Annotated in this window: 24 protein-coding genes; 18 read left to right on the top strand and 6 right to left on the bottom strand. The window is 56.0% G+C overall.

Annotated features, from left to right (window positions below):
* Positions 1-96: 96 nt before the first annotated feature.
* Positions 97-1275, bottom strand: coding sequence for a MalY/PatB family protein (locus CAMM_RS04055; RefSeq protein ID WP_003849348.1), 1179 nt, complete (start codon positions 1273-1275; stop codon positions 97-99).
* Between the two features lie 10 nt (positions 1276-1285).
* Positions 1286-3178 carry an ABC transporter ATP-binding protein gene (locus CAMM_RS04060; protein ID WP_003849346.1) on the bottom strand — a complete coding sequence of 631 codons (1893 nt, stop codon included), beginning with the start codon at positions 3176-3178 and terminating at the stop codon, positions 1286-1288.
* 153 nt (positions 3179-3331) lie between these two features.
* On the opposite strand from CAMM_RS04060, the gene CAMM_RS04065 reads away from it, so the two are divergent.
* Entirely contained in the window at positions 3332-3889 is a 558-nt protein-coding gene (locus CAMM_RS04065; RefSeq protein WP_050759901.1) for a hypothetical protein, read from the top strand.
* Positions 3889-4461 carry an isopentenyl-diphosphate Delta-isomerase gene (gene idi / locus CAMM_RS04070; RefSeq protein WP_003849341.1) on the top strand — a complete coding sequence of 191 codons (573 nt, stop codon included), beginning with the start codon at positions 3889-3891 and terminating at the stop codon, positions 4459-4461. Before CAMM_RS04065 ends, idi begins: the two co-directional genes overlap by 1 nt.
* Here the strand turns inward: idi and CAMM_RS04075 are convergent.
* Positions 4458-5804: a carboxylesterase family protein gene (locus CAMM_RS04075; RefSeq protein ID WP_050759900.1), complete on the bottom strand. Its 1347-nt coding sequence runs from the start codon at positions 5802-5804 to the stop codon at positions 4458-4460. The genes idi and CAMM_RS04075 overlap by 4 nt on opposite strands.
* A 51-nt stretch (positions 5805-5855) precedes the next feature.
* On the opposite strand from CAMM_RS04075, the gene CAMM_RS04080 reads away from it, so the two are divergent.
* Both CAMM_RS04080 and CAMM_RS12760 read left to right on the top strand, forming a co-directional pair.
* Complete coding sequence (locus tag CAMM_RS04080) at positions 5856-6053, top strand: hypothetical protein (protein ID WP_003849335.1); 198 nt, start codon at positions 5856-5858, stop codon at positions 6051-6053.
* A gap of 1 nt (position 6054) precedes the next feature.
* Positions 6055-6414, top strand: coding sequence for a hypothetical protein (locus CAMM_RS12760; RefSeq protein WP_003849332.1), 360 nt, complete (start codon positions 6055-6057; stop codon positions 6412-6414).
* On the opposite strand, the gene CAMM_RS04090 is transcribed toward CAMM_RS12760, so the two are convergent.
* Positions 6411-8534, bottom strand: a complete 2124-nt coding sequence (locus tag CAMM_RS04090) for a 4-alpha-glucanotransferase (protein WP_003849330.1) — start codon at positions 8532-8534, stop codon at positions 6411-6413. The genes CAMM_RS12760 and CAMM_RS04090 overlap by 4 nt on opposite strands.
* A gap of 83 nt (positions 8535-8617) precedes the next feature.
* Between CAMM_RS04090 and CAMM_RS04095 the strand changes: the two genes are divergently transcribed.
* From CAMM_RS04095 to CAMM_RS13165, 5 genes are all read left to right on the top strand, one after another.
* On the top strand, positions 8618-10453 hold the full coding sequence (locus CAMM_RS04095; RefSeq protein WP_003849328.1) for an AMP-dependent synthetase/ligase: 1836 nt from the start codon (positions 8618-8620) through the stop codon (positions 10451-10453).
* A 204-nt stretch (positions 10454-10657) separates the two neighbouring features.
* Positions 10658-11344, top strand: coding sequence for a hypothetical protein (locus CAMM_RS04100; protein ID WP_003849326.1), 687 nt, complete (start codon positions 10658-10660; stop codon positions 11342-11344).
* A 162-nt stretch (positions 11345-11506) separates the two neighbouring features.
* Positions 11507-11905: a hypothetical protein gene (locus CAMM_RS04105; protein ID WP_003849325.1), complete on the top strand. Its 399-nt coding sequence runs from the start codon at positions 11507-11509 to the stop codon at positions 11903-11905.
* A 152-nt stretch (positions 11906-12057) separates the two neighbouring features.
* On the top strand, positions 12058-12954 hold the full coding sequence (locus CAMM_RS13160) for a PepSY-associated TM helix domain-containing protein (RefSeq protein ID WP_169307537.1): 897 nt from the start codon (positions 12058-12060) through the stop codon (positions 12952-12954).
* The gene (locus CAMM_RS13165) at positions 12878-13492 is read left to right on the top strand and encodes a PepSY domain-containing protein (protein ID WP_077715792.1); all 615 of its coding nucleotides are present in this window, start codon (positions 12878-12880) and stop codon (positions 13490-13492) included. The genes CAMM_RS13160 and CAMM_RS13165 overlap by 77 nt, the downstream gene beginning before the upstream one ends.
* Before the next feature lie 60 nt (positions 13493-13552).
* On the opposite strand, the gene CAMM_RS04115 is transcribed toward CAMM_RS13165, so the two are convergent.
* Both CAMM_RS04115 and CAMM_RS04120 read right to left on the bottom strand, forming a co-directional pair.
* Positions 13553-14662 (bottom strand): CNNM domain-containing protein, encoded by a 1110-nt coding sequence (locus tag CAMM_RS04115; RefSeq protein WP_003849319.1) that lies wholly within the window; start codon positions 14660-14662, stop codon positions 13553-13555.
* Positions 14662-16104, bottom strand: coding sequence for a hemolysin family protein (locus tag CAMM_RS04120; protein WP_003849317.1), 1443 nt, complete (start codon positions 16102-16104; stop codon positions 14662-14664). Before CAMM_RS04120 ends, CAMM_RS04115 begins: the two co-directional genes overlap by 1 nt.
* A gap of 155 nt (positions 16105-16259) precedes the next feature.
* Between CAMM_RS04120 and hemW the strand changes: the two genes are divergently transcribed.
* The 9 genes from hemW to CAMM_RS04165 all read left to right on the top strand — a co-directional run bounded on the left by hemW (position 16260) and on the right by CAMM_RS04165 (position 25391).
* The gene (gene hemW, locus CAMM_RS04125; protein ID WP_040356441.1) at positions 16260-17396 is read left to right on the top strand and encodes a radical SAM family heme chaperone HemW; all 1137 of its coding nucleotides are present in this window, start codon (positions 16260-16262) and stop codon (positions 17394-17396) included.
* A gap of 59 nt (positions 17397-17455) precedes the next feature.
* The gene (hrcA, locus tag CAMM_RS04130) at positions 17456-18487 is read left to right on the top strand and encodes a heat-inducible transcriptional repressor HrcA (RefSeq protein ID WP_003849314.1); all 1032 of its coding nucleotides are present in this window, start codon (positions 17456-17458) and stop codon (positions 18485-18487) included.
* A gap of 82 nt (positions 18488-18569) precedes the next feature.
* Positions 18570-19718 (top strand): molecular chaperone DnaJ, encoded by a 1149-nt coding sequence (gene dnaJ, locus CAMM_RS04135; protein WP_003849312.1) that lies wholly within the window; start codon positions 18570-18572, stop codon positions 19716-19718.
* Positions 19719-19731: 13 nt separating this feature from the next.
* Positions 19732-20514, top strand: coding sequence for a 16S rRNA (uracil(1498)-N(3))-methyltransferase (locus CAMM_RS04140; RefSeq protein WP_003849310.1), 783 nt, complete (start codon positions 19732-19734; stop codon positions 20512-20514).
* Positions 20515-20536: 22 nt separating this feature from the next.
* Positions 20537-21619, top strand: coding sequence for a PhoH family protein (locus tag CAMM_RS04145; protein ID WP_232051034.1), 1083 nt, complete (start codon positions 20537-20539; stop codon positions 21617-21619).
* Between the two features lie 20 nt (positions 21620-21639).
* Positions 21640-22215: an rRNA maturation RNase YbeY gene (gene ybeY, locus CAMM_RS04150; protein ID WP_003849305.1), complete on the top strand. Its 576-nt coding sequence runs from the start codon at positions 21640-21642 to the stop codon at positions 22213-22215.
* A gap of 67 nt (positions 22216-22282) precedes the next feature.
* Positions 22283-23131 (top strand): pyridoxal kinase PdxY, encoded by an 849-nt coding sequence (pdxY, locus tag CAMM_RS04155; RefSeq protein ID WP_040356320.1) that lies wholly within the window; start codon positions 22283-22285, stop codon positions 23129-23131.
* A 41-nt stretch (positions 23132-23172) separates the two neighbouring features.
* Entirely contained in the window at positions 23173-23364 is a 192-nt protein-coding gene (locus CAMM_RS04160; protein ID WP_003849302.1) for a hypothetical protein, read from the top strand.
* 605 nt (positions 23365-23969) lie between these two features.
* Complete coding sequence (locus CAMM_RS04165; RefSeq protein WP_003849299.1) at positions 23970-25391, top strand: MFS transporter; 1422 nt, start codon at positions 23970-23972, stop codon at positions 25389-25391.
* The last annotated feature ends 90 nt before the right edge of the window (positions 25392-25481 follow it).

A 25481-nucleotide genomic window follows, 5' to 3' on the forward strand; every position in this document is an offset into this window, starting at 1 on the left:
TGATAGCGAACAGATGAAATTAAATAAGCGCGAATAAATTCACGCTTAGTCAGTGGGTGGGATATTACATTCCGTAGTATGAGATAGCAATATTTTCTAGGCGTCAGCCTTGGCAATAGCCTGTGCTACGCGGTCAATTGCTTCTTCGAGAATCTCCGGTGAGGTCGCAAAATTCAAGCGTGCTTGGCCAGTAAAGCCTTCGCCGAACGTCACGCCTTCGTTAAATGCCACGCGCGCATGTTGCACGAGCCAGGCTGCGGGGTATTCCTTTTCCCCGATTGCGGTATTGCGGAAATCCAGCCACATTAAATAGGTCGAGTCGGGCTTGGAGGTAATAAGGCCCGGAATGCGCTTTGGCAGTTCTTCGACCAACCAGTCGCGGGTGGTGCGAAGATACTCGACTTCTTCATCCAAGTGGGAGATGCCATCGCGGTAGGCGGCCTCGGCGGCGATGATGCCTAAGGTGCCCACGCCATCTTGTGCCACGTGGGGAAGAGAATTCCAGGTTTCGACATCTTTGTCATTGGAGAAGATGATCTGCGCACACTTGAGTCCGGCGAAGTTCCATGCCTTAGAGGTGGCGGTTATCGTCATGGTCACGCGCGCTGCGGTGTCAGACAAACCGGCAATCGAGATGTGTTGGCCGTTAAGAACTAGCGGTGCGTGAATTTCATCGGAGAGAATGCGCGCATCATATTTATCTGCCAGGGCAACGAGTTCGCGCAGGTGGTCTTCATCAAAGACATAGCCCAGCGGGTTAAAAGGATTGGCCAGCAAAATAGATCCGGCGCCATCGGCAAAGGCGTGCTCAATGGCTTCGAGGTCTAGCCGTGGCTTCTCACCGGGCTGCACATCACCATTCGATGGTGTTACGCCGACATCGATGCGCTCACGGCCTGCGGTCTCCGGCAATTCCAGAAATGGTGGGTAGGCCGGAAGCGGGACAACCACGGGGGAATCCGGGCGCGTGAAGTATTGGATGCCGAGTAAGAGTCCGCGGACGACGTCACCAATCCAGAAAACCTTCTTGGGATCGGGGCGCCAGTCATAGCGGGATTCGTGGAAATCCGCGACGGCATCACCAAGGCCGACTGCGCCTGGGGCAGGGCTGTAGCCAAAGCACTCGCGCTCGGTGTAGTCGAGCAGGACCTTTTTTACAGCTGGCGCGGTGGGAAAGTCGGACTCAGCAATAAACAGGGGCAAAACATCCGGTTCAAACTGAGTCCATTTGCGGGTAAAGCGGGCACGTAATTCATCTTGAGTAGGAAACTTCATAGTTTCCACCCTAGTCCTCAGTAACCTCTTCTTCGGTTCTGGATTCAGTCTCGTGAGAAAAGCCGAATTTCTTCAACCGCTCCCGGTCAGCCTCGGACGTTGACGCAGTCAATTGGAGCAGCTGTGCGTAGATACCACCGGTGGTGGAAAGATGCGCCGGCGAGCCCTTCTCATCCACCGCGCCCTTATCCAGGGTGATAATCGTGTCGACATTCGCGATGGTGGACAGGCGGTGAGCAATGATCAACGTCGTGCGATCTTTCATCAGCTCTTCTAAACCAGCCTGCACAGCGCGCTCCGACTTGGTGTCCAACGCCGAGGTTGCTTCATCGAGTACCAAAATGGGCGCGTCTTTGAGCATGGCGCGAGCGACGGCGACGCGCTGTTTCTGACCACCGGATAGGCGCAGGCCGCGCTCACCGATGATGGTGTCATAGCCCTGCGGGAAGGCCTGGATGAACTCGTGGGCATTAGCGCGTTTGGCGACTTCGAGGATTTCCTCCTCGGTGGCATCGGGTTTGCCGTAAGCAATATTTTCTCGAATCGAGCCGGAGAATAAGAAGGCCTCCTGAAAGACCACGCCGACGGATGCGCGCAACCGCGCGGTGGTTAAGTCATTGGCATTATGTCCTAGGACATTGAGCGTGCCATGGCTGGGCTGATACAGGCCCAACATCAAGTTGACCAGGGTGGACTTGCCGCCGCCGGATTCACCGACGAGTGCGACCTTTTCGCCCCGGTGCGCTGTAAAGCTCACGCTTTGGATGACCGGCTTGTCTTCTTCGTACGCGAAGGTCACATCGTCGAATTCGAAGATGGGCTCGGAAACGTCATCGGGAAGCGGTAGTGGCTGCACCTGCGAGGTATCGAGCTCTGGTTCATTAATCGCGCGGGTGGCATCGATAAGTGTTTGATCGACGGTAGGTTCCACGTCGTGTTCCATGACCTGGAAGTACTCGCGCGAGCCGCCGATAGCGCGCTGGGCGGAATCGACCATCCAGCTCATCATGAACACCGGCTGCTTGGCCATGGTGACCATTTGAATGAGCATGACCATGTCACCGATGGAGAAATGGCCCTCGAGGGTGCGCCAGAAAATAACGGCGTAGATGCCGAAGAAAACCACGGCCATCGCCAAGCTGCGGAAGGTATCCATCGTGTGCCACCAGCGCGACTGCGGGCGTGTGGTGGAGACATATTCGCGGTAATGCTTGGAGAAGACATCAAGCTCACGGACCTCGGCGACGAAAGACTTTGCAACCTTCATCTGGCCGACGACCTCGGCAAAGCGGCCATTGGCTACGTCGATGTGCTCATTTTTCGTCTTTTCATACTTCAACCAGCGCCTGGAAGTCAGCGCCGTCAGCCACATATAGATGGGGAAGAGGATCGCCAACAAGATAGCCAGTGGCCAATAGTAAAAGGCCGTGATGGCCAAAATCGCGATGACCTGGATGAGCATCGTGAAGAAGTTATTGGCAAAAGACTGTAAGAACTGGGTGATGAACATGATTGAGCGATCAAGTCGCGCAATGATGGTGCCCGTGACCTGGTTATCGTAATATCCCTGCGGCAAGCTCAGCAGCTTGGCGTAATAGCGCGTGGACAAAATCTGTCGCAAGCGCGAGATCATCACGTCACCGATATATCCGCCGACGTTTCTAACAACGCCGTTTAAGGCATCGGCAAGCAACAGCAATAACGCAAAGCCCAAGACCGTGGTCAGAGCCGTGCGAATGATCTCATCACCGCGCAAGGCGGAGACGATGGTGTCTGTTGCTTCACGGACGATGAACGGGGAGGCGAGCGCTAAAGCAGCACCAATTGCTGAGGTGATGATGACGCCGATATAAAAGGGCCATAATGCTTGCGCATTTTTTAAAATTTTGGCCAGAGAATTCACGAACTAATACTCCAGAGATTTGATTTCAGACATGGGGATATCCAGACAGGAAAGTATGCCATCTTTGTACAAACGATGCCCTGATTTGTGAGTAGGTAGACTAAGCTGCGGTCTAAGAAGTTTGAGTCATGTCAGAAGGGAACAGATCCTCAAGTGCCATCATCCCGCGCCATTGTATCCGCCATTGCCAGCGTAAGTATCGCGGGCGTAGCCCTCGCCGGCTGCTCATTATTTGATCCCAACCCGAGTGGATTGGGCTCGGATGAGGACTTAGTTGTCAGCACTTCAGAGGTACCTAAATACCAACCAGAAGACACTGATGAGCAGCGGATCACCGGTGATCTGAGTGAACCGGTCAAAGACGAGGGCTATGGCGTGACCTGGTGGAACCAGGGAGCGTACCAGGACAATACTTCGGGTTCGGTTGTGACCATCAGGGTGCGCAATGACACTGACTTACCTTTGCCTGCGGATTCCATTAAAGACCCTACCTTGGAAGTAGCCGATGGCAATGGGGGCTGGACCAGCGTGGATCTGCTGCCTTATGACCCGGATGTCAACACCAATATCGTCGCACCCGGTCTGGATCGACCATTAGGTGCTGGCGCTTCCACCAATTTGCAGTATCGCTTTGATGTCGCGCCGGGTAATTTGTGGAATGCTCGTTTGAAAATCGGCAATGTCGTCTGGGAAGGATCACTGACTCTCTAATGCAAGAACAAATTACTCCAGAAGGTTCCGAAGACGTCGTCGTTCTCGCCGACGAGAATGGCCAGCCCGCCGGAACAGAAAACAAAGTGGTTGTACACACCGCTGATACGCCGTTGCACTTCGCCTTTTCCGCATGGCTCGTCCGTGATGGCCAGCTGCTGCTGACGCGCCGGGCTTTGACCAAGCAGACTTGGCCGGGAGTGTGGACCAACTCGTTTTGTGGCCACCCCGCTCCAGGCGAAAGCAATGTGGATGCGGTGTACCGCCGCGCCACCTTCGAATTGGGCATCAACGCCGATGATCTGTCGGAGCCGGTAGAAGTCCTGCCAGATTTCGCCTACCGCGCTGTGGATTCTTCGGGCATTGTAGAAAATGAAATCTGCCCGGTCTTTATCACCGAGCTTGCTGCCGATGCCGAGTTTGAACCCAACCCGGCCGAAGTAGATTCCATGGTGTGGGTCGATATCGACAAAGTGATCTCTGCCGTTGATGCTGTCCCCGGCGTATTTTCTCCGTGGATGGTGGAAGAACTAGCCTTCGACCGGCTGCGGGCAGCGCTTTTAGAAAGCTAGAACCCCATCTCGTCTAAGTCCATGGGATAAGCCGGGTAGAGATAGTCCAGCGTGCCTGGCTCGAGTGTGCATTCACCCGTTTGCAGGTTGAAGCACATCACCGTGCGCGAGTCATCTTCTGACTGCGCGCGGTACTGAGGAAGGCCCTTGGGCTCACCGGTTTTAATAAATGACTGCACCCAGTCATTGAGAATGCGCGAGGTCTCGGCCTTTTTCTCATCGCGAATATCTACGGTGTGCACGCCGAAGATATAGCGCAGCTCATCACAGTGCAGTGCCGGTTTGGTGGACTTGGTAAATTCCAACATCCAGGTATCACCCGGTGCGCTATCGCCAGCCCACGCGACCCAGCGGCGAATTTGGGTATCACCAATGCTGCGGCCCATGGTGTGCTCTGGATCGATTTTATCGGCGGCATACTTCCACAGGTCATAGGATTCTTTGCGCAGGCCCATCAAGATGGACGTCTTTTTAATAATCCATCGCTTAAACGCGCTATCGCGCAGATTATCTGCCCATTTACCACCAATGTCGTGGTAGAACTCATCGCGCGTGGAGGCTAAGAGCACGGGGACATCGGCAAGCTCATCAGGATCAAACGGTGCTGGGCCTAAAGCCATGTCCAAAATATAGCGGGTGCGAAACATCTTAAAAGTCCGGCGCAAGCGCTTGTCGGAGGCCTTTTCAAAGGACCTGCGCGTAATCGGTTTGCCGAAGAAGGTGCGCAAGGTGCCTTTGCGTTGCTGGAAAGAATGCCGCGGGTAGCACGGTGACATGGCGACTACGCGGCGAAAGCTGCCGCGGTAGTGGTCTTTGCGCATTAACCACAGCGCGGTGGTGGCACCGGCTGATTGGCCCATGATGGTGACATTGGTGGGATCCCCGCCGAAGGCTTCAATGTTTTTCTGCACCCACTCCAGCCCGATTTGGCAATCATCGATACCGCGGTAAGCGTGCGGTTCATCGCCGGGAAACTGAACAAAACCTTCAAATCCCACGCGATAGCCCAGTTGGACTTGGACTACTCCTTGCAAGGCATTGGCGGTGCCTTCGGCGCGTGGATCTTCATGCGTGCCGGATTCAAAGCGGCCGCCGTGGATATAGACCACCACGGGATGATCCGAACCTGGCCGGGAATCTTCCGGCGTGGTGATGCTCAATGCGACTTCGTCTGGGCGCATCACGGTGGCATCGAACTCGCGCTGTGGCTCAAATGCTGCTGGGTGAGCAGGGGCGAAGCGAGATTCTAAATCCAGAAAATCAATGGAATGAAAGTAGTTGACGCCATCGCGACTTAGACCTTGATAGATTCCCGCTGGAGCATGAACGAGCACAGTAGACATGGTCACTCAGTTTAGCGGTTTTGGCGCATATGTCAGCTAAAGTCATCCGGGATGGAATGGTTTAGGAATTTTAGCGACGCGCTCACGCAGCCTTTTGTCGCAGCGGCCGTGTGGCAGCAGATGGGCACGATCATCTTGGTGGGCATTCCCGCGCTGGTGGTGCTGGCCTGGGTGTTGATGCTCGTAATAGACCTGCTGGGCAAAGTGATCCGCCGCGTAGTTTCGTCTGATTCGACGGTCACGGGCTAGAATGAAAGACGTGTCAACGTCAGAACCGAACCCGGATTCCAACCCTGAGAATTCCTCCGCCCGCCCCTCGCGCGAGCAAGCTCACGAACCTGCTGAGGACAAGAATGCGGAACGGGTTGGCTTCGATGATATTTTGCCTTTTAACCTAGACCCTAGCTACGACCCCCGCGAAGGCCTGTGGGATCCAGAACGCGATACGCAGGAAGAACCGGTTAAAGAGGAAACCGCCGTTCCGGAGCCTGCGCCACCTGTTCCCGTGGTCAAGCGCAAGCGCGCGCTGCCAAAATCCTGGGTCAAAGTCACCCTGCGGGCAATGTTCGTGCTCATTATCATCGCCGCGCTGTGGGGGCTTATCTTCTAAACTGTGCGCTTGCTCGTTGCCGTGATGGCTTGAAATAGCGCATTGTTTGCTAGCTGCTCAATGAGCACGGGATGTCCTTCGGAATCACACAGCGGAATGCACCAGTTGGGGTAGAGATCACTGGTGGTTCCGGGCTGGTTTTGTGCGCGGATATCACCGACCATATCCACCAAGTTGGTGCACGTCAGCGCCGACGGGGTACCGGCAATAAACGCGTGCAGGGCACCCATCAGCTGCGTGGGATTGCCGCGTTCCTTGCGCGAGAGATGCGCAAAGTCGCGCTCTGGCAGCAGCCCGGTATCTGACATGCGGTGAAGAACCTGTGCTTGAAATGCCATATCTTCGGCCACTTCATCCTCAACGGGGCGGGTAAATAGTCCCAGGCGATCGCGCAGCGTAATGTGCTCACCGCCGAGATAGGCCAAGGTCGGCGGAAGATCATGGGTGCCCACCGAGGACAGCGCCAAGGGGCGGTATTTATCCTGCGGCAGGGGAGAGCCATCGTGGTCGCGTTCAAACCACACAATCGAGGTGCCCAAAAAGCCCTTCTCGCGCAAGGTGTCTTGAATCCACGGTTCCATGGTTCCTAAGTCTTCGCCGATGACCACAGCACCGGCGCGTTCAGCTTCCAGCGCTAGGATGCCCAACATGGCCTCAAAGTCATAGGCGACATAGGTGCCAGAGGTCGGCGGGGACATGCGCGGAATCCAGTACAGGCGAAATAGCCCTAAGATATGGTCCACGCGAACACCACCGGCGTTGCGCAGCACCGTGGCCAGCATCTCCCGCCATGGTTTATAGCCAGATTCAGCCAGGCGCACCGGATGCCACGGCGGTTGTGACCAGTCTTGGCCTTGCTGGTTGTAATCATCTGGCGGGGCACCAACCGATGCTTGCGGCGCCAAGTATTCGCTTAAGATTTCCGCATCCGCGCCACCGGGGTGCACTCCGACGGCCAAATCGGTGATGATGCCGATTTTCATTCCTGCCTTACGGGCGCGAAGCTGCGCGGTACGCAGTTGCTCATCGCATAAAAACTGCAGCCAAGAATAAAACGCGATGGAATGTTCGTGGTCTTCTTCATCGTCCATCGCATGCCGGCCCGAGACGGCTTCATTGCGCGCGCACCACTGTGCAAAATAGACCAGACCTTCACCTTCAGCGCGAGTGAACTCGTGAAATTGCTCCGTGCGCTCCGGGGCATGTTCCAAGGCGAACAGCTCACGCAAGACGGCAAGCTTGGCTTCAAAAATCGGGTTGCGCTCGATGGGTTCGGCGCTGTGATTGCGTTCGCGAAACTCTTCGGCGATTTCGGCGACGTCGGCGCGCAAGGGGGCATCGAGAAGCTCTAGCTCCGGGATATCTTCAATGCGCAAGTAGATGGGATTGATAAACCGGCGCGTGGAGGGAAGATACGGGGAATCTTCTACCGGTGGCTCCGGCTGTGCCGCATGCAAGGGGTTAATGAGCAGAAAATCTGCCCCGGCCTTCTTCGCCGCGATTTCTGCCAGATCGCCTAAGTCGCCAAAATCTCCCATGCCCCAGGATTTCTCCGAGCGCACGGAATATAGCTGTGCCATCATCCCGGAGACAGGAGAGTCGACGTACTTATCCGCGGTGGTCAACCGCTGCGGGGTGATAATCAGCGGGCAGGAGTAGACGCGCTCAAAGCCATCGGAGCGCAGCTGCAGCTGGTGAAAGCCCAGCGGCAAATCCCCAGGGATGTGGAAGGTGGCCTCGCCCCACAACGTGCCATCGACGTCCACGGGCGCGGTGTCATTGGCGTCTTGAAAAACCTCACGCTGCCCGCCGTGCTCCAGGACGATATGAACTTTCGCGGACGAGCCATCATGCACGTGGACATCAAAGGACTTCTCCGTACCCGCCGGAGCAACCACAGCAGGCGGAAGGGGGCGAGAAGCACGCGCCAAGTAGTCCAAATACAGCCGGGTGGTTAGCTCAGACTCATCAGGTTCGGGAGATAAATCAACATCAAGGGCACGTAGGGTGTACTCCAGCGTGGCATCCGAAACATCAATCCATGGGCCACCTTGGGAAAAGTAGCCAGTGGAGATGCCGTGGTTGCTCGCGAGCTCTTCCAACAATTGGCGGTATGTCACACCACGCTATTCTGCCACACCTTTGGCATTGATAAGCTGGGACGAGTTATTTTCGCCTCGAAGCCATATGGAAGGGCTCAGCTGTGACTTTGCAAGAAACCCATACCCCGGCAGAATTTGAAATCCTGCCCAATGAGACCTGCCTGACCGCTTTGATGGACACCGCCAAGGCACGTCCGCACGGCGTGATGTTTACCCGCCCAGCTAATTATGAGTGGGTTAATGTCACCGCGAAAGAGTTTATCCGCGAAGTATATGACGTGGCCAAAGGCATTATTGCCGCGGGCGTGGAGCAAGGCGATCGCGTCATGATTATCTCAGAGACCCGGTACGAGTGGTCGCTGCTAGATTTCGCGGTCTGGGCTGCCGGTGCGGCGTCCGTGCCGGTATATCCTTCTTCCTCGCTGTCGCAGGTGCGCTGGATGGCAGAAGATTCCGGGGCAGTATTAGCAATTACAGAAAGCACAGACCACACGGAGTTAGTGCAGCATTTGCTTGTCGATGCCTCGGGCAACCCCTCTTTAGCCGGCTCCACTTCCAAGCTGCGCCGCATTTTAGAAATTAACTCCTCGGCTATCGATACCTTGAAATTTGAAGGCCGCACCCTGTCAGACGAAGAAGTAGAAAAGCGCATCGCGGCGACCTCTTCTGATGATTTAGCGTCTTTGGTTTATACCTCCGGCACCACCGGCAAGCCCAAGGGCTGCATTTTGACCCACACCAACTGGTTGGCGGAAGTACGTGGGCTATTGACCAACCCCATTGGTGCCATCGCGGTTCCAGGCTCACGCGTGCTGACATTTTTGCCCATGGCGCACGTCTTCTCCCGCGCGGTGTCGTTGGCAGTGGCCATCGGTGGCGCTACCCAGAACCACTGGTCTGATTTCTCCTCACTGTCGGTAGAGTTCCAGCGTTCCCGCCCGAACCTGATTTTGGGCGTGCCTCGTGTATTTGAAAAGGTCCGCAACTCGGCGGCGCAAAAGGCGGCGGATGGCTCTGCCATTAAGCGCGGCATTTTTGAACAAGCAGAGCAGTCAGCCATTGAATATTCCAAGGCGCTCGATACCGAAGAGGGCCCAACCAAGGTGCAAAAGGCCAAGCAGCGCGTGTTTGACCGTCTGGTCTACTCCAAGATTCGCGAAGGCGTGGGCGGCTCGGTGCGCTATTGCATCACCGGTGGTTCTGCCATGAGCCAGGACCTGCTGCACTGGTTCCGTGGCATCGGCGTGCCGGTTTATGAAGGCTATGGCCTGACCGAGGTCGCCGCCGCTGCCACCGTGGATTTTGACGACCAGCAGATTGGCACCGTCGGCCCACCGATTGGCGGAATGTCACTGCGGACCAATGAGGCCGGTGAAATCCTGGTTAAAGGTCCCACCGTCTTTGCTGGCTACTGGAATAGCGAGGAAGCTACCGCGGAAGCCATGGAAGGCGAGTGGTACAACACCGGCGACCTGGGCGAGATTTTAGATAACGGCAAGCTGATGATCACCGGCCGCAAGAAGGATCTCATCGTGACCGCGGGCGGCAAGAATGTCTCACCCGGACCGATGGAAGATATCTTGCGTGCGCACCCACTGGTTTCCCAAGCCATGGTGGTCGGCGACGGCAAGCCTTTCGTGGGCGTATTGGTGACCTTGGATTCGGATGCTTTAACGCGCTGGAAGCTCACGCACAATATTCCAGAAAATCGCAATATCAAGGACTTAGCGACGGAACCTCAGCTGCGCGCGGAGATTCAAGACGCAGTCAATGATGTCAACGCGACGGTCTCCCATGCCGAGGGAATCAAGAAATTCTATATCTTGGAAGCGGATCTCACCGAGGAAGAAGATGAGCTGACCCCAACGTTGAAGGTCAAGCGCAATGTCGTGGCGCAACGCTATGCCGATGCGATTGATCACCTCTATACTCGTTAGGGCTTTGGCTCCTAGTGCTTTTACCCCCGGAAAATATCGGTTGGTTTATTGGCTGTGAAATTACGGAGTGTCTAACAGATATTTTCCAAGATCTGCAATAAAGTCAGTCGCGTTAACCATTACTCTCAAGTTTAAGTTGAGGGTAAGTCTTTGAGGCTTGACTAATTACTGGGCTAGCAATTGCGGAAAGGAGGGGCCGAGTCTATGCACAAGATTGCCGCCGAGCTCCGGCACCGCGAACTAACCCAGGAGATTTATAATATCGGGGATGAAGTCGCTCAATACATCGAAAACCTCATTGAGGCTATCGAGGACTGGGACAATGACTTAGCCTTTGATTGTTTGGCGGAACTCGGGGACATCATTGAAGATGCCCGCGTGGACTCCGGCCGGTGCGTGGGAGAGCTCATCGGCCTGCGCCAGGCGTTGGTCTCTGGTCTGCGCTCCGGCACCATTTCCGCTGCGGCCTCCGGCAACCACGATGTGGAACCACCACATGCCTTTAATGCGCATACGTTGGAAGCGGACTATCCTATCGACGGCCCACCGGTTGCGGTGCATCAGCTAGCGGAAGCGCTGCAAGACCGCACCGCGGCGACCGTGGATTATCTGCGCGATGTTGTGGAATACGTGCTGGACCAAACCGATGCGGTCGCGCGCAACCTCGATATGGTCTCGCTGCCGCAGTTGTACAACTGCACGGGCAAGCAAGTCGCCGCTGCCTGCCACGGCTGGTATCGCACTGTAGTGGACAATCATCCGGCGTATGTGCGCACCATGCGCGGGTTTAATCCGCCGGCGTTTTTGGAAGAACGCGAGCGTATCGACCGTATCGTGGCCAAAGTTGCTGCTAAGCGCGCCGCTGCGAAACGCGCAGCAACCACCGCCTAATACTTTTTGCGCAAAGGTATCTTTCGACCAGACGCACAAACTAGTGCTACGGTTAGTTTCGTGAGTTACCCACTGGGGACTTGCATTTGGCATCAGCGAGGAAGCTGGTGCCCTTACTCATGTGCAGTGAGTATCTCTCCCTACTACCGAAAGAGTAAAACCATGCGTGCTATTCGTACTTCCCTGGTTGCTGCCGCTACCGCTGTTGCCGTAGCCCTGTCTGCCACCCCAGCTATTGCCGCCGAAAACGACGGCAGCTCCGCTGGTTCTTCCAATGACTCGAAGACCGCTACCACGACCGACAACGGTCTGTCCTCGAACTTCAGCGGTTCGTCCCAGCTCGGTAATCTGCTCGATGCTTCCGATTCTCAGAAAAACGTCTGGGGTATCAAGAAGGATTGGGGCAATGATGGCACCCTTGCATTCGATAAGCTGACCTACGTTTACGTCATTAGCTCCCTGACCGCACTGGTCGGCGGCGCTGCGGCATTTGCGTCCCAGGTGCCAGAGGTACGTGAGATTGCAGAGCAGTTCAATATCGATCTGCCACGCTTTTTCTAGTCTGAAGCCTTTCTAAAGCTCCGGCCCGCGCTATAAAATCTTAGCGCCGGTCGGAGTTTTGAATTTTTTGGGAACTATCCCTGGGGGATAAAAGGGGGCAGGCACCGCCGTCACCAGGGAACTAATAGCTAATCCCGAGCGACTCAATAGGCGTGACCAATTCTGCACCTTCTCAGATTTCTGCGCGACCACGAACTCGGAAAAGTGGTGGCGCCTATGGCGTAATCCACCGTCTGCATTCCGTGGCAGGCGTCTTCGTGGCGCCGTTGCTGGTGATCTCCGCACTGTCGGGATTTCTCTACGCATTTGCTCCGAGCCTGGAAAATATTGTTTACCGCGATGTGATTACGGCCAGCTCTGAGATGCCAGTGCAGCCACTGGCCGATCAAGTAAAGACTGCGCAAGCAGTCCACCCAGACTTAGAACTTTCAGCAGTGCAGAGCTTTGAGGACCCAGCCAAGACCACGCGGGTGCTTTTCGATGACCCCTCGCTCGAAAGCTCCAGCTACCGTCAGGCAGTCTTTGTCGACCCCGGTTCTTTAGAAGTCACCGGTGCTCTGGTTCAGTACGGCTCGTCGCGCGCTTTGCCGCTGCGCACCTGGATTTCTGAAGGCCACCGCCACCTGTGGTTGGGAGAGCCGGGACGTATCTACTCCGAGGTCGCCGCCTCATGGCTGGGTATTTTGGCACTCGCCGGTGCGTGGCTGTGGTTGGTGCGAATTCGCACCAACAAGACCAAAACAGCGGCGCGAAACGCCGCCCCGAGCGCGCACGTACAACGCCAACAGGCACGCAGTATTCACAGCGTGCTGGGACTCTGGCTGCTGCCCGGGTTCTTATTCTTAACCGTCACCGGGCTGACGTGGTCATCTATGGCCGGTGGCAATATCGCTAACCTGCGCGCGGAGCTGGACTGGGTTCAACCCAGCCCCGACACCGCCATCGCCGGAACAACGACCGACCATTCAGAACATGCCGGCCACGACTCACGCGCATCACCACGGTGGCAGCAGCGAATCAGAAACAGGGGAGGTCTCCTCCCAAGGTGACCTGACGCAGACTTATCTCAGCCAGATCGATACCGTCGCCGCCACCTCGCGTGAGGCGGGCATGGACGGAATCATTGAAATTGCCTTCCCAGCAGAAGAAGGCGCGGCCTGGACGGTGACAGAAATGCGCGAGTCCTGGAAACTCGCTAATGATGCCATCTCCGTCAATGACGAGACCGGCGAGGTTGTCGACCGCGTCGACCACGCCGATTGGCCATTGGCAGCCAAGCTTTCGGCCTGGCTTATTCAACTGCACATGGGCACATTGTTCGGGTGGATTAACCAGCTCGTTCTCGGTGCCATCGCGCTCGGCCTGCTTATCATCATCTTGGGCTACCGCATGTGGTGGCTGCGGGGACGCAATGGCCGCCCAGGTCGTCTGCAAGCAGCAGGGCAGTGGCGCCGCACCCGTCCCGGCGTACTCACCGGCATCATCGTGTTCTTGTTGGCCTATATGGTCATGGCGCCAATGTTTGGAATCAGCCTGGTGGCATTCCTCATTATTGATGCGGTGATTCAAGCGCTGCGGCGGCGGTAAAACCACAATGCGGCTACCTGGATTGTTATCCAAGCAGCCACATGTGTGGTTGTCGTTCCTCTAGGCCTCATCACCCGGCGTTTGCGGGCGGCGGAAGGCTGCACGCTCTTCCGGTGGCAAGGTAGGAACCTTGTCCAGCTCTTCGGTAATCTGTGGCCACAATTGGCCCATGATGTTATTCCAGGTCAAAATCAACACGGCTTGGGCGCCAGGTTTGTTGCTGGCCTTGCCCACGATGATCATCTGTTCATTGCGGGCACGCATGTGATCTAAGGTGTGCTGCACGGTGGTGGAACCGGCAACCGTCAATGCGGGGCGGGAGAACTGCAATGCTGGCGCATCCGACTCAGCCATGAGCGTGTCACGCACGTGCACAATCTGTGGCATCCGTGAATTCTTCGGATAGATCAGCGCGCGCATAATGTTTTTGGACAAGCACAGCTGCTGCAATTCGTCGACGGTGGCATCGGAAGGCAACGGCACAATCTCCGAGCCGTGCAGGCGAGCAAATTCGCCAACGGTGGAGGTTTCCAGTTCAATCACGCCAGTGATCTGGGTGGCGGAATCCTTATCAAGTGCACCGGTTTCTTGTGAGTGCTCCACCAAGGAGCGCAACGTATCCACGTCATAGCCGGCAGCGCCTGCGCGATCGACAGGGGTTTCACCAGTCTTGCGCACCAACAGGTTTGCCATGTGGTTAATCCACACCAGCAGCGGGCGAAAGAGCCAGATGAATCCGCGTGCGGGGATAGCAATCATTTGCAGCGCGGTTTCCGGGTGCGTAATTGCCCAAGACTTCGGGGCCATCTCACCAAGCACAAGGTGCAGGAAGGTCACGATGAACAACGCGATGATAAATGCCACCACGTCGGCGATGGAAGTCGGAAGGTTCAAGGCTTCCAACGGGGTCATCAGCAAGTGATGAACCCACGGCTTGGTCACCGCACCAAGAATGAAGGTAGCTGCGGTAATGCCCAATTGGGCACCGGCCAGCATGATGGTCAGCTCGTTAAGCGAGCGCAGACCAGCACGGGAGGCGCGAGAGGTTTCCGCGGTCTCTTCCAAGCGGTTGCGGCGAGCGCTCATGAGTGAGAACTCAATGATGACGAAGAAGGCAGAGGCCACAATGACCAGCAGGGTGGCCACAAGGTTTAATACCCAGTTATCCATTAGCGCACCTGTCCTTCCTCAGTAGCGTCGGCATCTGATGCAGCATCATCCGCCTTATCATCAGCGTCCTTGTTGTCTTCGGCGTCGCTTTCGGTTTCCTCGATCAGCTCGAGGGCCAAAATGGACGGCACGTGGCGGTCGACTTCTTCCACGTGGACTTTCAGGTGGCGCTGTGGTGCGTCATCTTCAACCCAGTCTTCGGGTTCTGCTTCCAAATCAATGGTGTGGGTTTCGCCTTCGACCACCAAAGAACCGGTGTGTGCGATCAGCAGACCGGCGATGGTTTCAAAATCACCTTCGGGCAGATCGTGGCCAATGGCACGTTCGATTTCATCAAGCGGCGTATCGCCATCGACAAGCCAATGCGTCTCGTCTTGTTCGGTGATCTCTTCGGTTTCCTCTACGTCGTGCTCATCGGTGATATCGCCCAAGATTTCCTCAGCGAGGTCTTCCAAGGTGACAATGCCGACGAAGCCGCCGTATTCATCGATCACGCACGCCAGCTTTTCATCGGCGTGGCGCAGCTCATCCACCAAGTTGGGCAGGGGCATAAGCTCCGGGACGACGATGGAATCTTTCATGACCTCGGTTACCGAGGCATTCGGGTCGCCTTTCCACGTGAGAACATCGAAAAGATGCACGACGCCAACTGGGTTGTGGTCATCATCGATCACCGGGTAGCGCGTGTGGTTCGCTGACATCAGCTCACGCACTTCCTGAACTGTGGTGGACGGTTCTACCACATCGGCGCGAGAGCGCGGCACCATCGCGTGGTCGACGTCTTCATGCGGAAATTGCAATAGGCGGTCGAGAACCAGATAGGTGTCATCGTCGAGGTCGCCGGATTCGCGCGAGTTATCCATAATCGACTCCAAATCGCCAGAGGTGGCGGAGGAGTCCACATCTTCCAAGGGCTCAATCTTGAAAGCTTTCAAGATGGCGTTGGAGGAGTATTCAAAGAAGTGAACCAGGGGTCCAAAAATCTTCAAGAAGATAATGGACGGGGTAGCCAACCCAAGTGCAGACTTCATCGGTGCTGCAATGGTGTAGTTTTTCGGGAAAAGCTCCGCGAACAACATCGTGGCAATCGTGGAGACCGCCAGGGCTAAAACGGTGCCGACGGCCACGGAGACTGCGGCTGGGATTCCCACACCGCCGAGTAGCACGCCGAGGCCTTGACCGACGAGTGGCTCTGCGACATAACCAATCAGCAGGCCGGTGACGGTAATGCCCAGCTGTGCGCCGGAGAGCATAAAGTTGGTTTTCTTCGTAATGGACAGCGCTCGCTGTGCGCGGACGTCACCGCCGGCAGCCAGCGTGCGAAGCTGGGCGCGGTCGACGGACATGTAGGCAAATTCTTGCGCTACGAAGAAGGCGTTTGCAACGATGATCAGGCCAATAACTACGATGCCGGCTAAAATCATCAAAATTGCGGTCATCATAGTGCTCCCCACCACCTAATAGTTTGGTAGCGGGGACATCGACTCGGAGGTTCCACCAGCGGGTGCCTTTCTTTGCTTGAGTACAGGTTCATATCATTAAAGAAATGATGGGACAAGATTACACGGAATTCGCGTTAAGCGTTAGTGTAATGGCCATGACAGACTCGTTTGGGCTTTATATCCACGTACCGTTTTGCGCAACGCGCTGCGGCTACTGCGATTTCAACACCTATACCCCGGGTGAGCTGGGAAGCCCGCATGATCTCACCGGCCCATATTTGAACGCTTTAGAACGCGAATTAGAAAAAGCCGCGGAAAAAGTAAATCGTCCGGCAGATACCATTTTCGTCGGCGGCGGTACCCCCTCGCTTTTGGGTGGGGAAGGGCTCACCCGCGTATTAAATGCCGCGCGTAATTCCTTCGGTATTTCTCCTGATGCGGAAATTACAACGGAATCCAACCCGGAATCCACCTCGCCGGAATTTTTTGAGCAAATCAAAGAAGCCGGCTTCACGCGCGTGAGCTTAGGCATGCAGTCGGCAGCCTCACACGTGCTGCAAATCCTTGAGCGCGCCCACACGCCAGGTCGGCCTTTTGCCGCCGCACGCGAAGCCAAGGCCGCAGGCTTCGAGCACGTTAACCTGGACATGATTTATGCAACGCCTACCGAAACTGATGATGATGTGCGCCGCACTCTGGACCTGGCTTTGGAAACGGGAGTGGATCACATCAGTGCCTATTCGCTGATTGTGGAAGATGGCACGCGCATGGCGCGCAAGGTAAAAAAGGGCGAGTTGCCAGCACCTGATCAAGACACCATGGCTAAGCGCTATGAAATCATCGCCAGCAGGCTCGATGACGCAGGCTTTGGTTGGTATGAAGTCTCCAACTGGGCCAAAGAAGGCGGGGAGTGCCGCCACAATATGATCTATTGGCGCGACCAGGAATGGTGGGGTGCAGGCCCTGGCGCGCACTCGCATATCGGCAATGAGCGTTTTTATAACGTGAAATTGCCGGGGCGCTATATCAAGATGCTGGGCGATGATGAATTGCCGATTGCAGATTCGGAAACGTTGACGGAATCTGAGAACCACATGGAAAAAATCATGTTGGGCTTGCGCCTGCGCGAAGGCATCGATCGCAGCTTGTTATTAGATGCCGCACAGCCGATGGTGGATAGCTTTATTGATCGCGGATTGCTTGTCGATGACGGCAGGTTGCGCGTGACCAAGGCCGGCCGTTTGCTTGCCGATGGAATCATCACTGACCTCTTGCTGGCCGAGGAGTCCTAGACTTAACAACCTGCATGGTGCTGGGGTAGGATTTAGCAATCGAAGGAGGCGAGTGCTAAATGTCGAGTATCACTGACGCAAGACGGAAAGAGGTCCTGCGCGCAATCGTTGCAGGCTTTATCTCCTCGCAAGAACCCGTCGGGTCAAAAGCACTTCTAGAGCGTTATCAATTAGGGGTCTCTTCTGCCACCATCCGCAATGATATGACGGTGCTGGAATCAGAAGGGCTCATTACCCAACCCCATGCATCCTCAGGGCGTGTGCCCACGGAAAAGGGCTACCGCGTCTTCGTGGATTCCCTGCATGATCTCAAACCGTTGTCCAAGCCAGAGCGCAAGGCCATGCTGACTTTCCTCGAAGGTGGCGTGGACTTACAAGACGTGTTGCATCGAGCAGCGCGGATGCTCGCGCAAATCACCAACTCGGCAGCGGTGGTGCAGATGCCAAACCTTCAGGTGTCTACCGTCAAACACTGCGAAGTCGTAGCACTCTCACCCGTGCGGCTACTTCTTGTAGTCATTACGGACAATGGGCGCGTGGAACAACGCAATGTGGAACTAGATACCGTCATTGAGCCGGAAGAAGTTCTGCGCCTGCGCGATGTTCTCAACAACGCCTTGGCGGGTAAGACCTTGGCGGAGGCCACCGCACACCTGAACGTGTTAGAAGAGCATGTGCCGCTTGATATTCGCCCGCACCTTCGCAAAGCCGCCACCGTATTAGTAGAAACCCTCGTGGAATATCCCGCCGAGCGTTATCTACTGGCAGGTACCCCGAACCTAACGCGCAATTCCATCACCTCGCGCGGCATTGACCTTTCCGGGCTTCTAGAGGCCCTGGAAGAACAAGTGGTGGTGCTCAACTTGCTCACGCGTGTGCCAGAGGTAGGAAATATCTCCGTGGTCATTGGCGAGGAACATGATGATGATCAACTCCGCCAAGCCTCGGTGGTGACTACCGCCTATGGCACCGACGGTGATGTTCTGGGTGGTCTGGGCGTGGTAGGTCCCACATTCATGGACTATTCCGGAACAATGTCTCGGGTCTCAGCCGTTGCACATTATGTCAGCGATATTCTCGGACATGAATAATTGGCACTCACCTGTAGAGTGTCTTAGGCACAAATTTAAGTTTTAATTAAAAGATAGCAACGAAAAGGAATTACATCTCCCCATGGCTCGTGACTACTACGGCATCTTAGGCGTGGAATCCAACGCTTCCGATCAGGAAATTAAAAAGGCCTACCGCAAGCTGGCGCGTAAATACCACCCCGATGTCAATCCCGGTGATGAAGAAGCCGCGGAGAAGTTCCGCGAAGCTTCCTTAGCGCAGGAGGTCTTGCTGGATCCTCAAAAGCGCCGGGTCGTGGATATGGGCTCTGACCCGATGGAGCAGCAGGGCGGCCAAGGTGGCTTTGGTGGCGGCGGCTTCGGCAGCGGCGGCTTGGGAGATATCTTCGCTGAGTTCTTCGGTGGTGCCGGCGGACAAAGCCGCGGCCCACGCTCGCGTGTCCAACCCGGCAATGATGCGTTGCTGCGCACGGGCATTACTTTGGAAGAAGCCTATGCCGGCATGCGCAAGACCGTCACGGTCGATACTGCAGTCTTGTGTGACCGCTGTGAAGGCTCCGGCTCGGCCACCAAGTCCAAGCCAGTGACCTGTACCGGCTGTGGCGGCGCTGGTGAAATCCAAGAAGTACAGCGTTCTTTCCTAGGCAACGTTATGACTTCTCGTCCGTGTCCACAGTGCCAGGGCTTTGGTGAAGTTATCACCGATCCGTGCAACCACTGTGGTGGCGATGGCCGCGTGAAGAAGCGTCGCGATATCACCGTGAATATCCCCGCGGGCATTGGCGATGGCATGCGCATTCGCATGGCCGATCAAGGCGAAGTCGGCCACGGCGGTGGACCAGCTGGTGACTTGTACGTGGAAGTCCATACCCAAAAGCACCCCATCTTTGAACGCGATGCCGATGACTTGCACGTTTCCGTACGTGTGCCAATGGTCGATGCCGCTCTCGGCACCACCTTCCCGGTCGAGCACCTCGATGGCGAAACCCTCGATATCGATATCGAGCCCGGCACCCAGCCAGGTGAGGCCATCTCGATCGATGACAAGGGCATGCCACGACTGCGCACCGATGGCCACGGCAAGCTTTATGCACACGTCGATGTCGTCGTGCCCACCAACCTGGATAAAAAGACCAAGGAGATGCTGGAGCAAATCCGCGACAAGCGCGAGGAAGCCACGAAGGTGCACTCCGCCGATGACAACGATGGCGAAGGCTTCTTCGACCGTCTCCGCGACCGCTTCCGCCGCTAAAATCTAGCTCACCATGTCTTTACCGACTTTCTTACACCCCGACCTCACCGGCGCGAAACAGGGCGACGTCCTTACGCTCACCGGTGCGGAAGGGCGTCATGCTGTGACCGTCAAAAGGCTCGCGCCGGGCGAGCAGGTGCTTTTAGTACATGCCCCAGATACGCCTTCGCTTGTCGATGACGGCTTGTTCGTCGAGGCCACAGTGCACGAAACCCACGGTAAAGACGAGCTTGTGGTCCGCGTGGATGTCGTCGGCGCAACCCCCGCGCCAAACCCACGCGTGACCGTGGTGCAAGCGATTCCGAAATCCGAACGCTCGGAACTTGCAATTGACCTGGCCACCCAGGCCGGGGCAGATGAATTCATCGCGTGGCAATCAGATCGCTGCATTGCGAAGTGGGATGCGAAAAAAGCTCCGAAGGCACTGCAGAAGTGGCAGGCGCAGGCACAATCTGCGGCAAAACAATCCCGGCGCACCCGCGTGCCTTTCGCCCACGGCCCGTTGACGACTGCCCAGCTCGTGCAGCACTTAGCCGAGCGCGAGGATTGTCTCATTTATGTCTTGCACGAAGATGCCACGGACTCCATCAAGGACGTCCCGCTGACAACAGATGCTGCTACGTCAACGGATCTGATCCTGCTCATTGGCCCCGAAGGCGGGATCGGCCCTGAAGAGCTTGCGACCTTGCAGAAAGCAGGCGCACACCCAATCAAACTCGGCCCCGAAGTCTTGCGCACGGCATCGGCAGCGATGGTGGCATTAGCTGCCATCGGGGTTCGCACAAATAGATGGTAAGGACGCTGGTAGATTGAACAAGGTGGCTATCATTACCAAGAAGTTTAACGTGGACTCCGCTTATACCAGCGCGGTGCTGGGACCGGCGGATGACAACCTGCGGGTGCTTAACAACCTGCTGGATGTAGACCTTTTTGCCCGCGGCAATGTGGTGACCGTAACCGGTCCCGATTATGAAGTAGCGCGCGCTAAAAAGGCCTTGGATGAGCTCGAAGCCATCGCGCGCCGGGGCCATGCGTTGACCCCAGATACGGTCAAGCACACCGTGGACATGATTGCCGTCGATGCCCCCGAGTCGGTCTCGCAGGCACTCTCCGCCGATATTGTCTCCCGTCGTGGCAAGCGCGTGCGCCCAAAGACCGTAGGCCAAAGCCAATACGTACAGGCCATTGATGACAACACCATTGTCTTCGGCATTGGTCCTGCTGGTACCGGTAAGACCTACCTGGCGGTCGCGAAAGCCGTGCAGGCGCTTCAAAATAAGCAGGTCAGCCGGATTATCTTGACGCGTCCCGCCGTGGAGGCAGGGGAGAAGCTGGGCTTTTTGCCCGGTACCTTGAATGACAAGATTGATCCATATCTGCGCCCGCTTTACGATGCCCTGCGCGACATGATGGATGCCGAGATGATTCCCAAGCTCATGGAAGCCGGCATCATTGAAGTAGCCCCCTTGGCGTATATGCGCGGCCGCACGCTCAACGATGCCTTCGTCATCCTCGACGAAGCCCAAAACACCACTGCGGCGCAGATGAAGATGTTTTTGACGCGCCTGGGCTTTGGCTCCAAAATCGTTGTCACCGGCGATATTTCCCAGGTGGACCTGCCCAAGGGTCAGATCTCCGGGCTGCGCTTGGTGCGCAAGATCCTCAATAACATCGACGACGTGCACTTTTCCGATCTTGGCGCAGGCGACGTCGTCCGCCACCAGCTGGTTGGGCGCATCGTCAGCGCGTACGACGAATATGATGCAGCCACCGGCAATCTGGGCTATCCGGTAAAAAAGCAAGATTCGACGACGGATGATTCCACCGCGGAATTATCCGCTGGCCTGGCTGCCGCCAAATACTCCGAGCAAGTTGATGACTCCACAGGGCAGAAGAAATAACAGGTAAAGGACGAGCAATAATGAGCATCGAATTTTTCAATGAGTCCGGCTTCGATGGTGTCAATGAGGAAATGCTCATTGATGTCGCCTCCTTTGCCCTAGGCGCCATGGATGTCAACCCCGATGTGGAGCTGACCATGACATGCGTGGACTTAGAAACCATCGAAGAGCTGCACGTGCGGTGGATGGATTTGGAAGGCCCAACTGATGTGATGAGCTTTCCGATCGATGAGATCACCCCAGGTGCGATGACTCCACGCCCGGATGCCCCGGATATGGGTCCTGCCATGTTGGGCGATATCGTGCTGTGCCCAGCATTTGCTGAGCGCCAAGCCGATGCCGCCGGGCACTCGCTATCGCATGAACTGGCGCTATTGACCACACACGGTTGCCTGCACCTGTTGGGCTATGACCACGGGACCCCGTCAGAAGAACAAGAAATGTTCGCGCTGCAAAATGAGCTCCTGGCGGATTGGTATGATTCGCTGGCCAAGCGCGGGCTGACCTTCCATCCCAAGCCGTCTGGTGCCAAGGCATTTCCTTCGGCGGCGGACCGTGAAACTTTAGATGATGAGATTGACACGGACTTTGAGTAAAACCTGCCGCGAATTATAGTCGCAGCCGGTTAAAGGAATAACTGGTGACGGGAGTAATATGTCGAGCATGAATATCCTGTCAATCCAGTCGCACGTTACATTTGGCCATGTCGGTAACTCTGCAGCTGTGTTTCCACTGCAGCGTATCGGCCATGAAGTGTGGCCCGTGCACACCGTTAATTTCTCCAATCACACCGGTTACGGTGATTGGGGCGGACCGCTGGTATCCGCTGATGATGTCACCAGCATTATTGACGGGATTGGCCGCCGCGGCGTATTCGAAGACATTGATGCGATTGTTTCCGGCTACCAGGGTGGCCCGGACATCGCCGGCGCCATCGTGGATGCCGTCGCGCGCATTAAAGAAGTCAACCCCAACGCGCTGTATGCCTGCGACCCAGTCATGGGCAATGAGAAGTCCGGTTGCTTTGTCTCCGATGAAATCCCACCGTTGCTGCGCGATAAGGTCGTGCCTGTCGCCGATATTATCTCGCCCAACCAATTCGAATTGGGCTACCTCACCGGCAAGAAGGTAGGCACGCTGGAAGAAACCCTCGACGCCATTAAGGCTGCACAAGCCATTGGTCCACGCGTGGTGCTGGTGACTTCCGTGCAGCGTCCAGAAACCGAAGAAGGCAGCATCGAAATGATTGCCGCCGACGGCGACGATGCTTATATCGTCAAAACCCCGCACCTGCCGTTTAAGCGCAACGGCTCTGGCGATGTCACCACCGCGCTATTTGCCGGTCACTACACCGAGACCCGCGATGCTTCCGTAGCACTGGGACGCACCGCGTCCTCAGTCTTCGACCTGCTGCAAAAGACCTTCGAAGCTGGCACCGAAGAGCTACAGCTGGTGCAATCACAGGAGTACTTTGCAAACCCACGCCTGCAGTTTGAGGTCACCAAGCTCTAAGCCCACCGCGGTAATAGTTCAGCGAGGCAAGAGGAACAGGCATGCTGCTTATCCCGATTGCTCTTTCTGTCATTCTGCTGTCGCCGTGCGCAGGCATTGGCTCTGCCATAGTGCTTTTTACCGGCGAGGAGAAACCGCGCTGGGCAGAAGTAGTAGCGCTATTATCGCTGCCCACTGCTCTTTTTGCCGTAGCAGCGTTGCTCTTTTACGTCAATGACCCAGCCGCCTGGTAGCTAAAGCGGCATGACGTCAATGACGTGGTCAATACAAGCCTGGATGCGCGGCTTCAATTACGCCCAAACCGCTGGCTTAGTCGTTACGACTTTTTCGTCCATGGGGGAGAAGCGTGTCCTCCCGCCATCGGTTGTCATCGTTGGATATTGGTTTCCTCTTCCGTTCATTCGGCACAGCCCTCGGCGGGAAAGCGAACCCGTCATCACCAGAAAAACCACACCAGAAAAGACTCCGCTGACGCTTCACGCAAGAGGTGTCAGCGGAGTCTTTGTGCGTCCTGTTGTGACTGGGAGAGATCCTCACTTCTATACAAAGCGGTCTATTTCGGATGATTAATATTCACCGTTAATGGTATTACCATTAATTTTTAGTCGAAGCCGCAGTCGGGCGCATTTTGCCCATTCGTGCTCGGCAAGCGCTATGTATCTCAATTGGTTGGGGTTTACCCACTACCTCCGAAAAGTTTTTGCCACGAGCCAGAGCAAAAACGGGGACAAGATTCTTAGATTGCTGTGCTTGAATATCGATGAGCATCTGAGCAGCACAATCTGTGTTGCCCAGAGCCTTTCTATATTCAGACGCAGGCTAGTAATTGGAGAACCTCATGGCCGCTAATACCCGGGCGAAGGATCGTCGCGTAGCTTTTGCGACGATTGCCGGAACCACAATCGAGTACTACGACTTCTTTATCTACGCTCAGGCAGCGGGCATGGTCTTTTCCACGCTGATGTTTGAGCCACTCGGTTCGGAATTCGGCATGATGTTGTCCCTGGCGACGATTGGTATTAGCTTCCTCTTCCGCCCACTCGGTGCATTCTTGGCCGGGCACTGGGGTGACCGCTTTGGTCGCCGTGCAGTGCTCGTAGCAACCCTAATTGGCATGGGTGTGTGCACCACGTTGATTGGTTTGCTGCCTACCTACGCACAAATTGGCATTGCAGCACCGATCGCGTTGCTGGTGCTTCGTCTTATCCAGGGTCTGTGTGCCGGTGGTGAGTGGGGCGGTGCCGCACTCATGGCTGTTGAGCACGCCGCACCAAACAAGCGTGGTCTGGCCGGGACTTACCCGCAGATGGGCGTTTCCTTAGGCATGCTGCTGGCCACCGGTGTCTTCGCCCTGATGACCGGTGTGATTTCACCTGGTGATGCCTTCTTGGAGTGGGGCTGGCGCGTACCGTTTATCCTAAGCTTCGTTCTTGTTCTGCTCGGTCACTTCATTCGCCGTTCAGTGGATGAAACCCCGATTTACCAGGACATCGCACAACGCAAGCAGCAGACCAAGGCACCAGTGGCAGTCTTGTTTAAGAAGCACTGGGCACTCATTGCGGCCGCAGCAGTCCTTTTTGCCGGCACCAACGCTTCGGGTTACATCGCAACCGGCGGCTTTGTCACCGCGTACACAACGAACCCAGAAGGCCCCATTGCTTTTGACCGCACCACAGCAATGCTGTGCATCAGTTCCGCAGCCAGCGTGTGGTTCCTGACCACGCTCATCAGCGGCATCGTCTCTGACTACTTCGGACGTCGCAGAACCTACCTGTTCGGCTATATCTGGTTGATCGTCTTTGCCTTTCCCATGTTCGCCTTGGTCAATACCGCACAACCGCTATTAGTCAGCGCGGGCCTGAGCCTTTTCGCAGTCGGATTGGGTTTCTCCTTCGGCCCGCAGGCCGCGTGGTACACCGAGCTTTTCCCCGCAAATATTCGCTTCTCTGGCGTTTCCATTTCATATGGCATCGGCACGGTTATCGGTGGCGCATTCGCCCCAACCATCGGACAGGGTCTGCTAGAAGCGACTGGTTCGACCAATGGAATTGCGGTGTACATCATCGTCATGTCGGCATTGTCGTGTATCGCTGCGCTGCTGCTTCAGGATGTTCCACGTCGCGCACTCGGCATCGACCATCAGGAAGAACAAGAGCACTATGCACGCCTGCGCCTAGGCAAAGTTGAGCCATATTCCGGTACGCATCAGCTTAACGATGCATCCCTCAGCCCTGATGACCTACAGTCCATTAAAAGTTAAACCCAAGGCATAAGCCTTAACCTTAAAGCTCCACGTAGACCCACCATAAAAAGGGACTGCGTAGAGTCATTTTTGTATGTGCCAACCCTG

It is taken from the genome of Corynebacterium ammoniagenes DSM 20306, assembly GCF_001941425.1.
GTDB lineage: Bacteria > Actinomycetota > Actinomycetes > Mycobacteriales > Mycobacteriaceae > Corynebacterium > Corynebacterium ammoniagenes.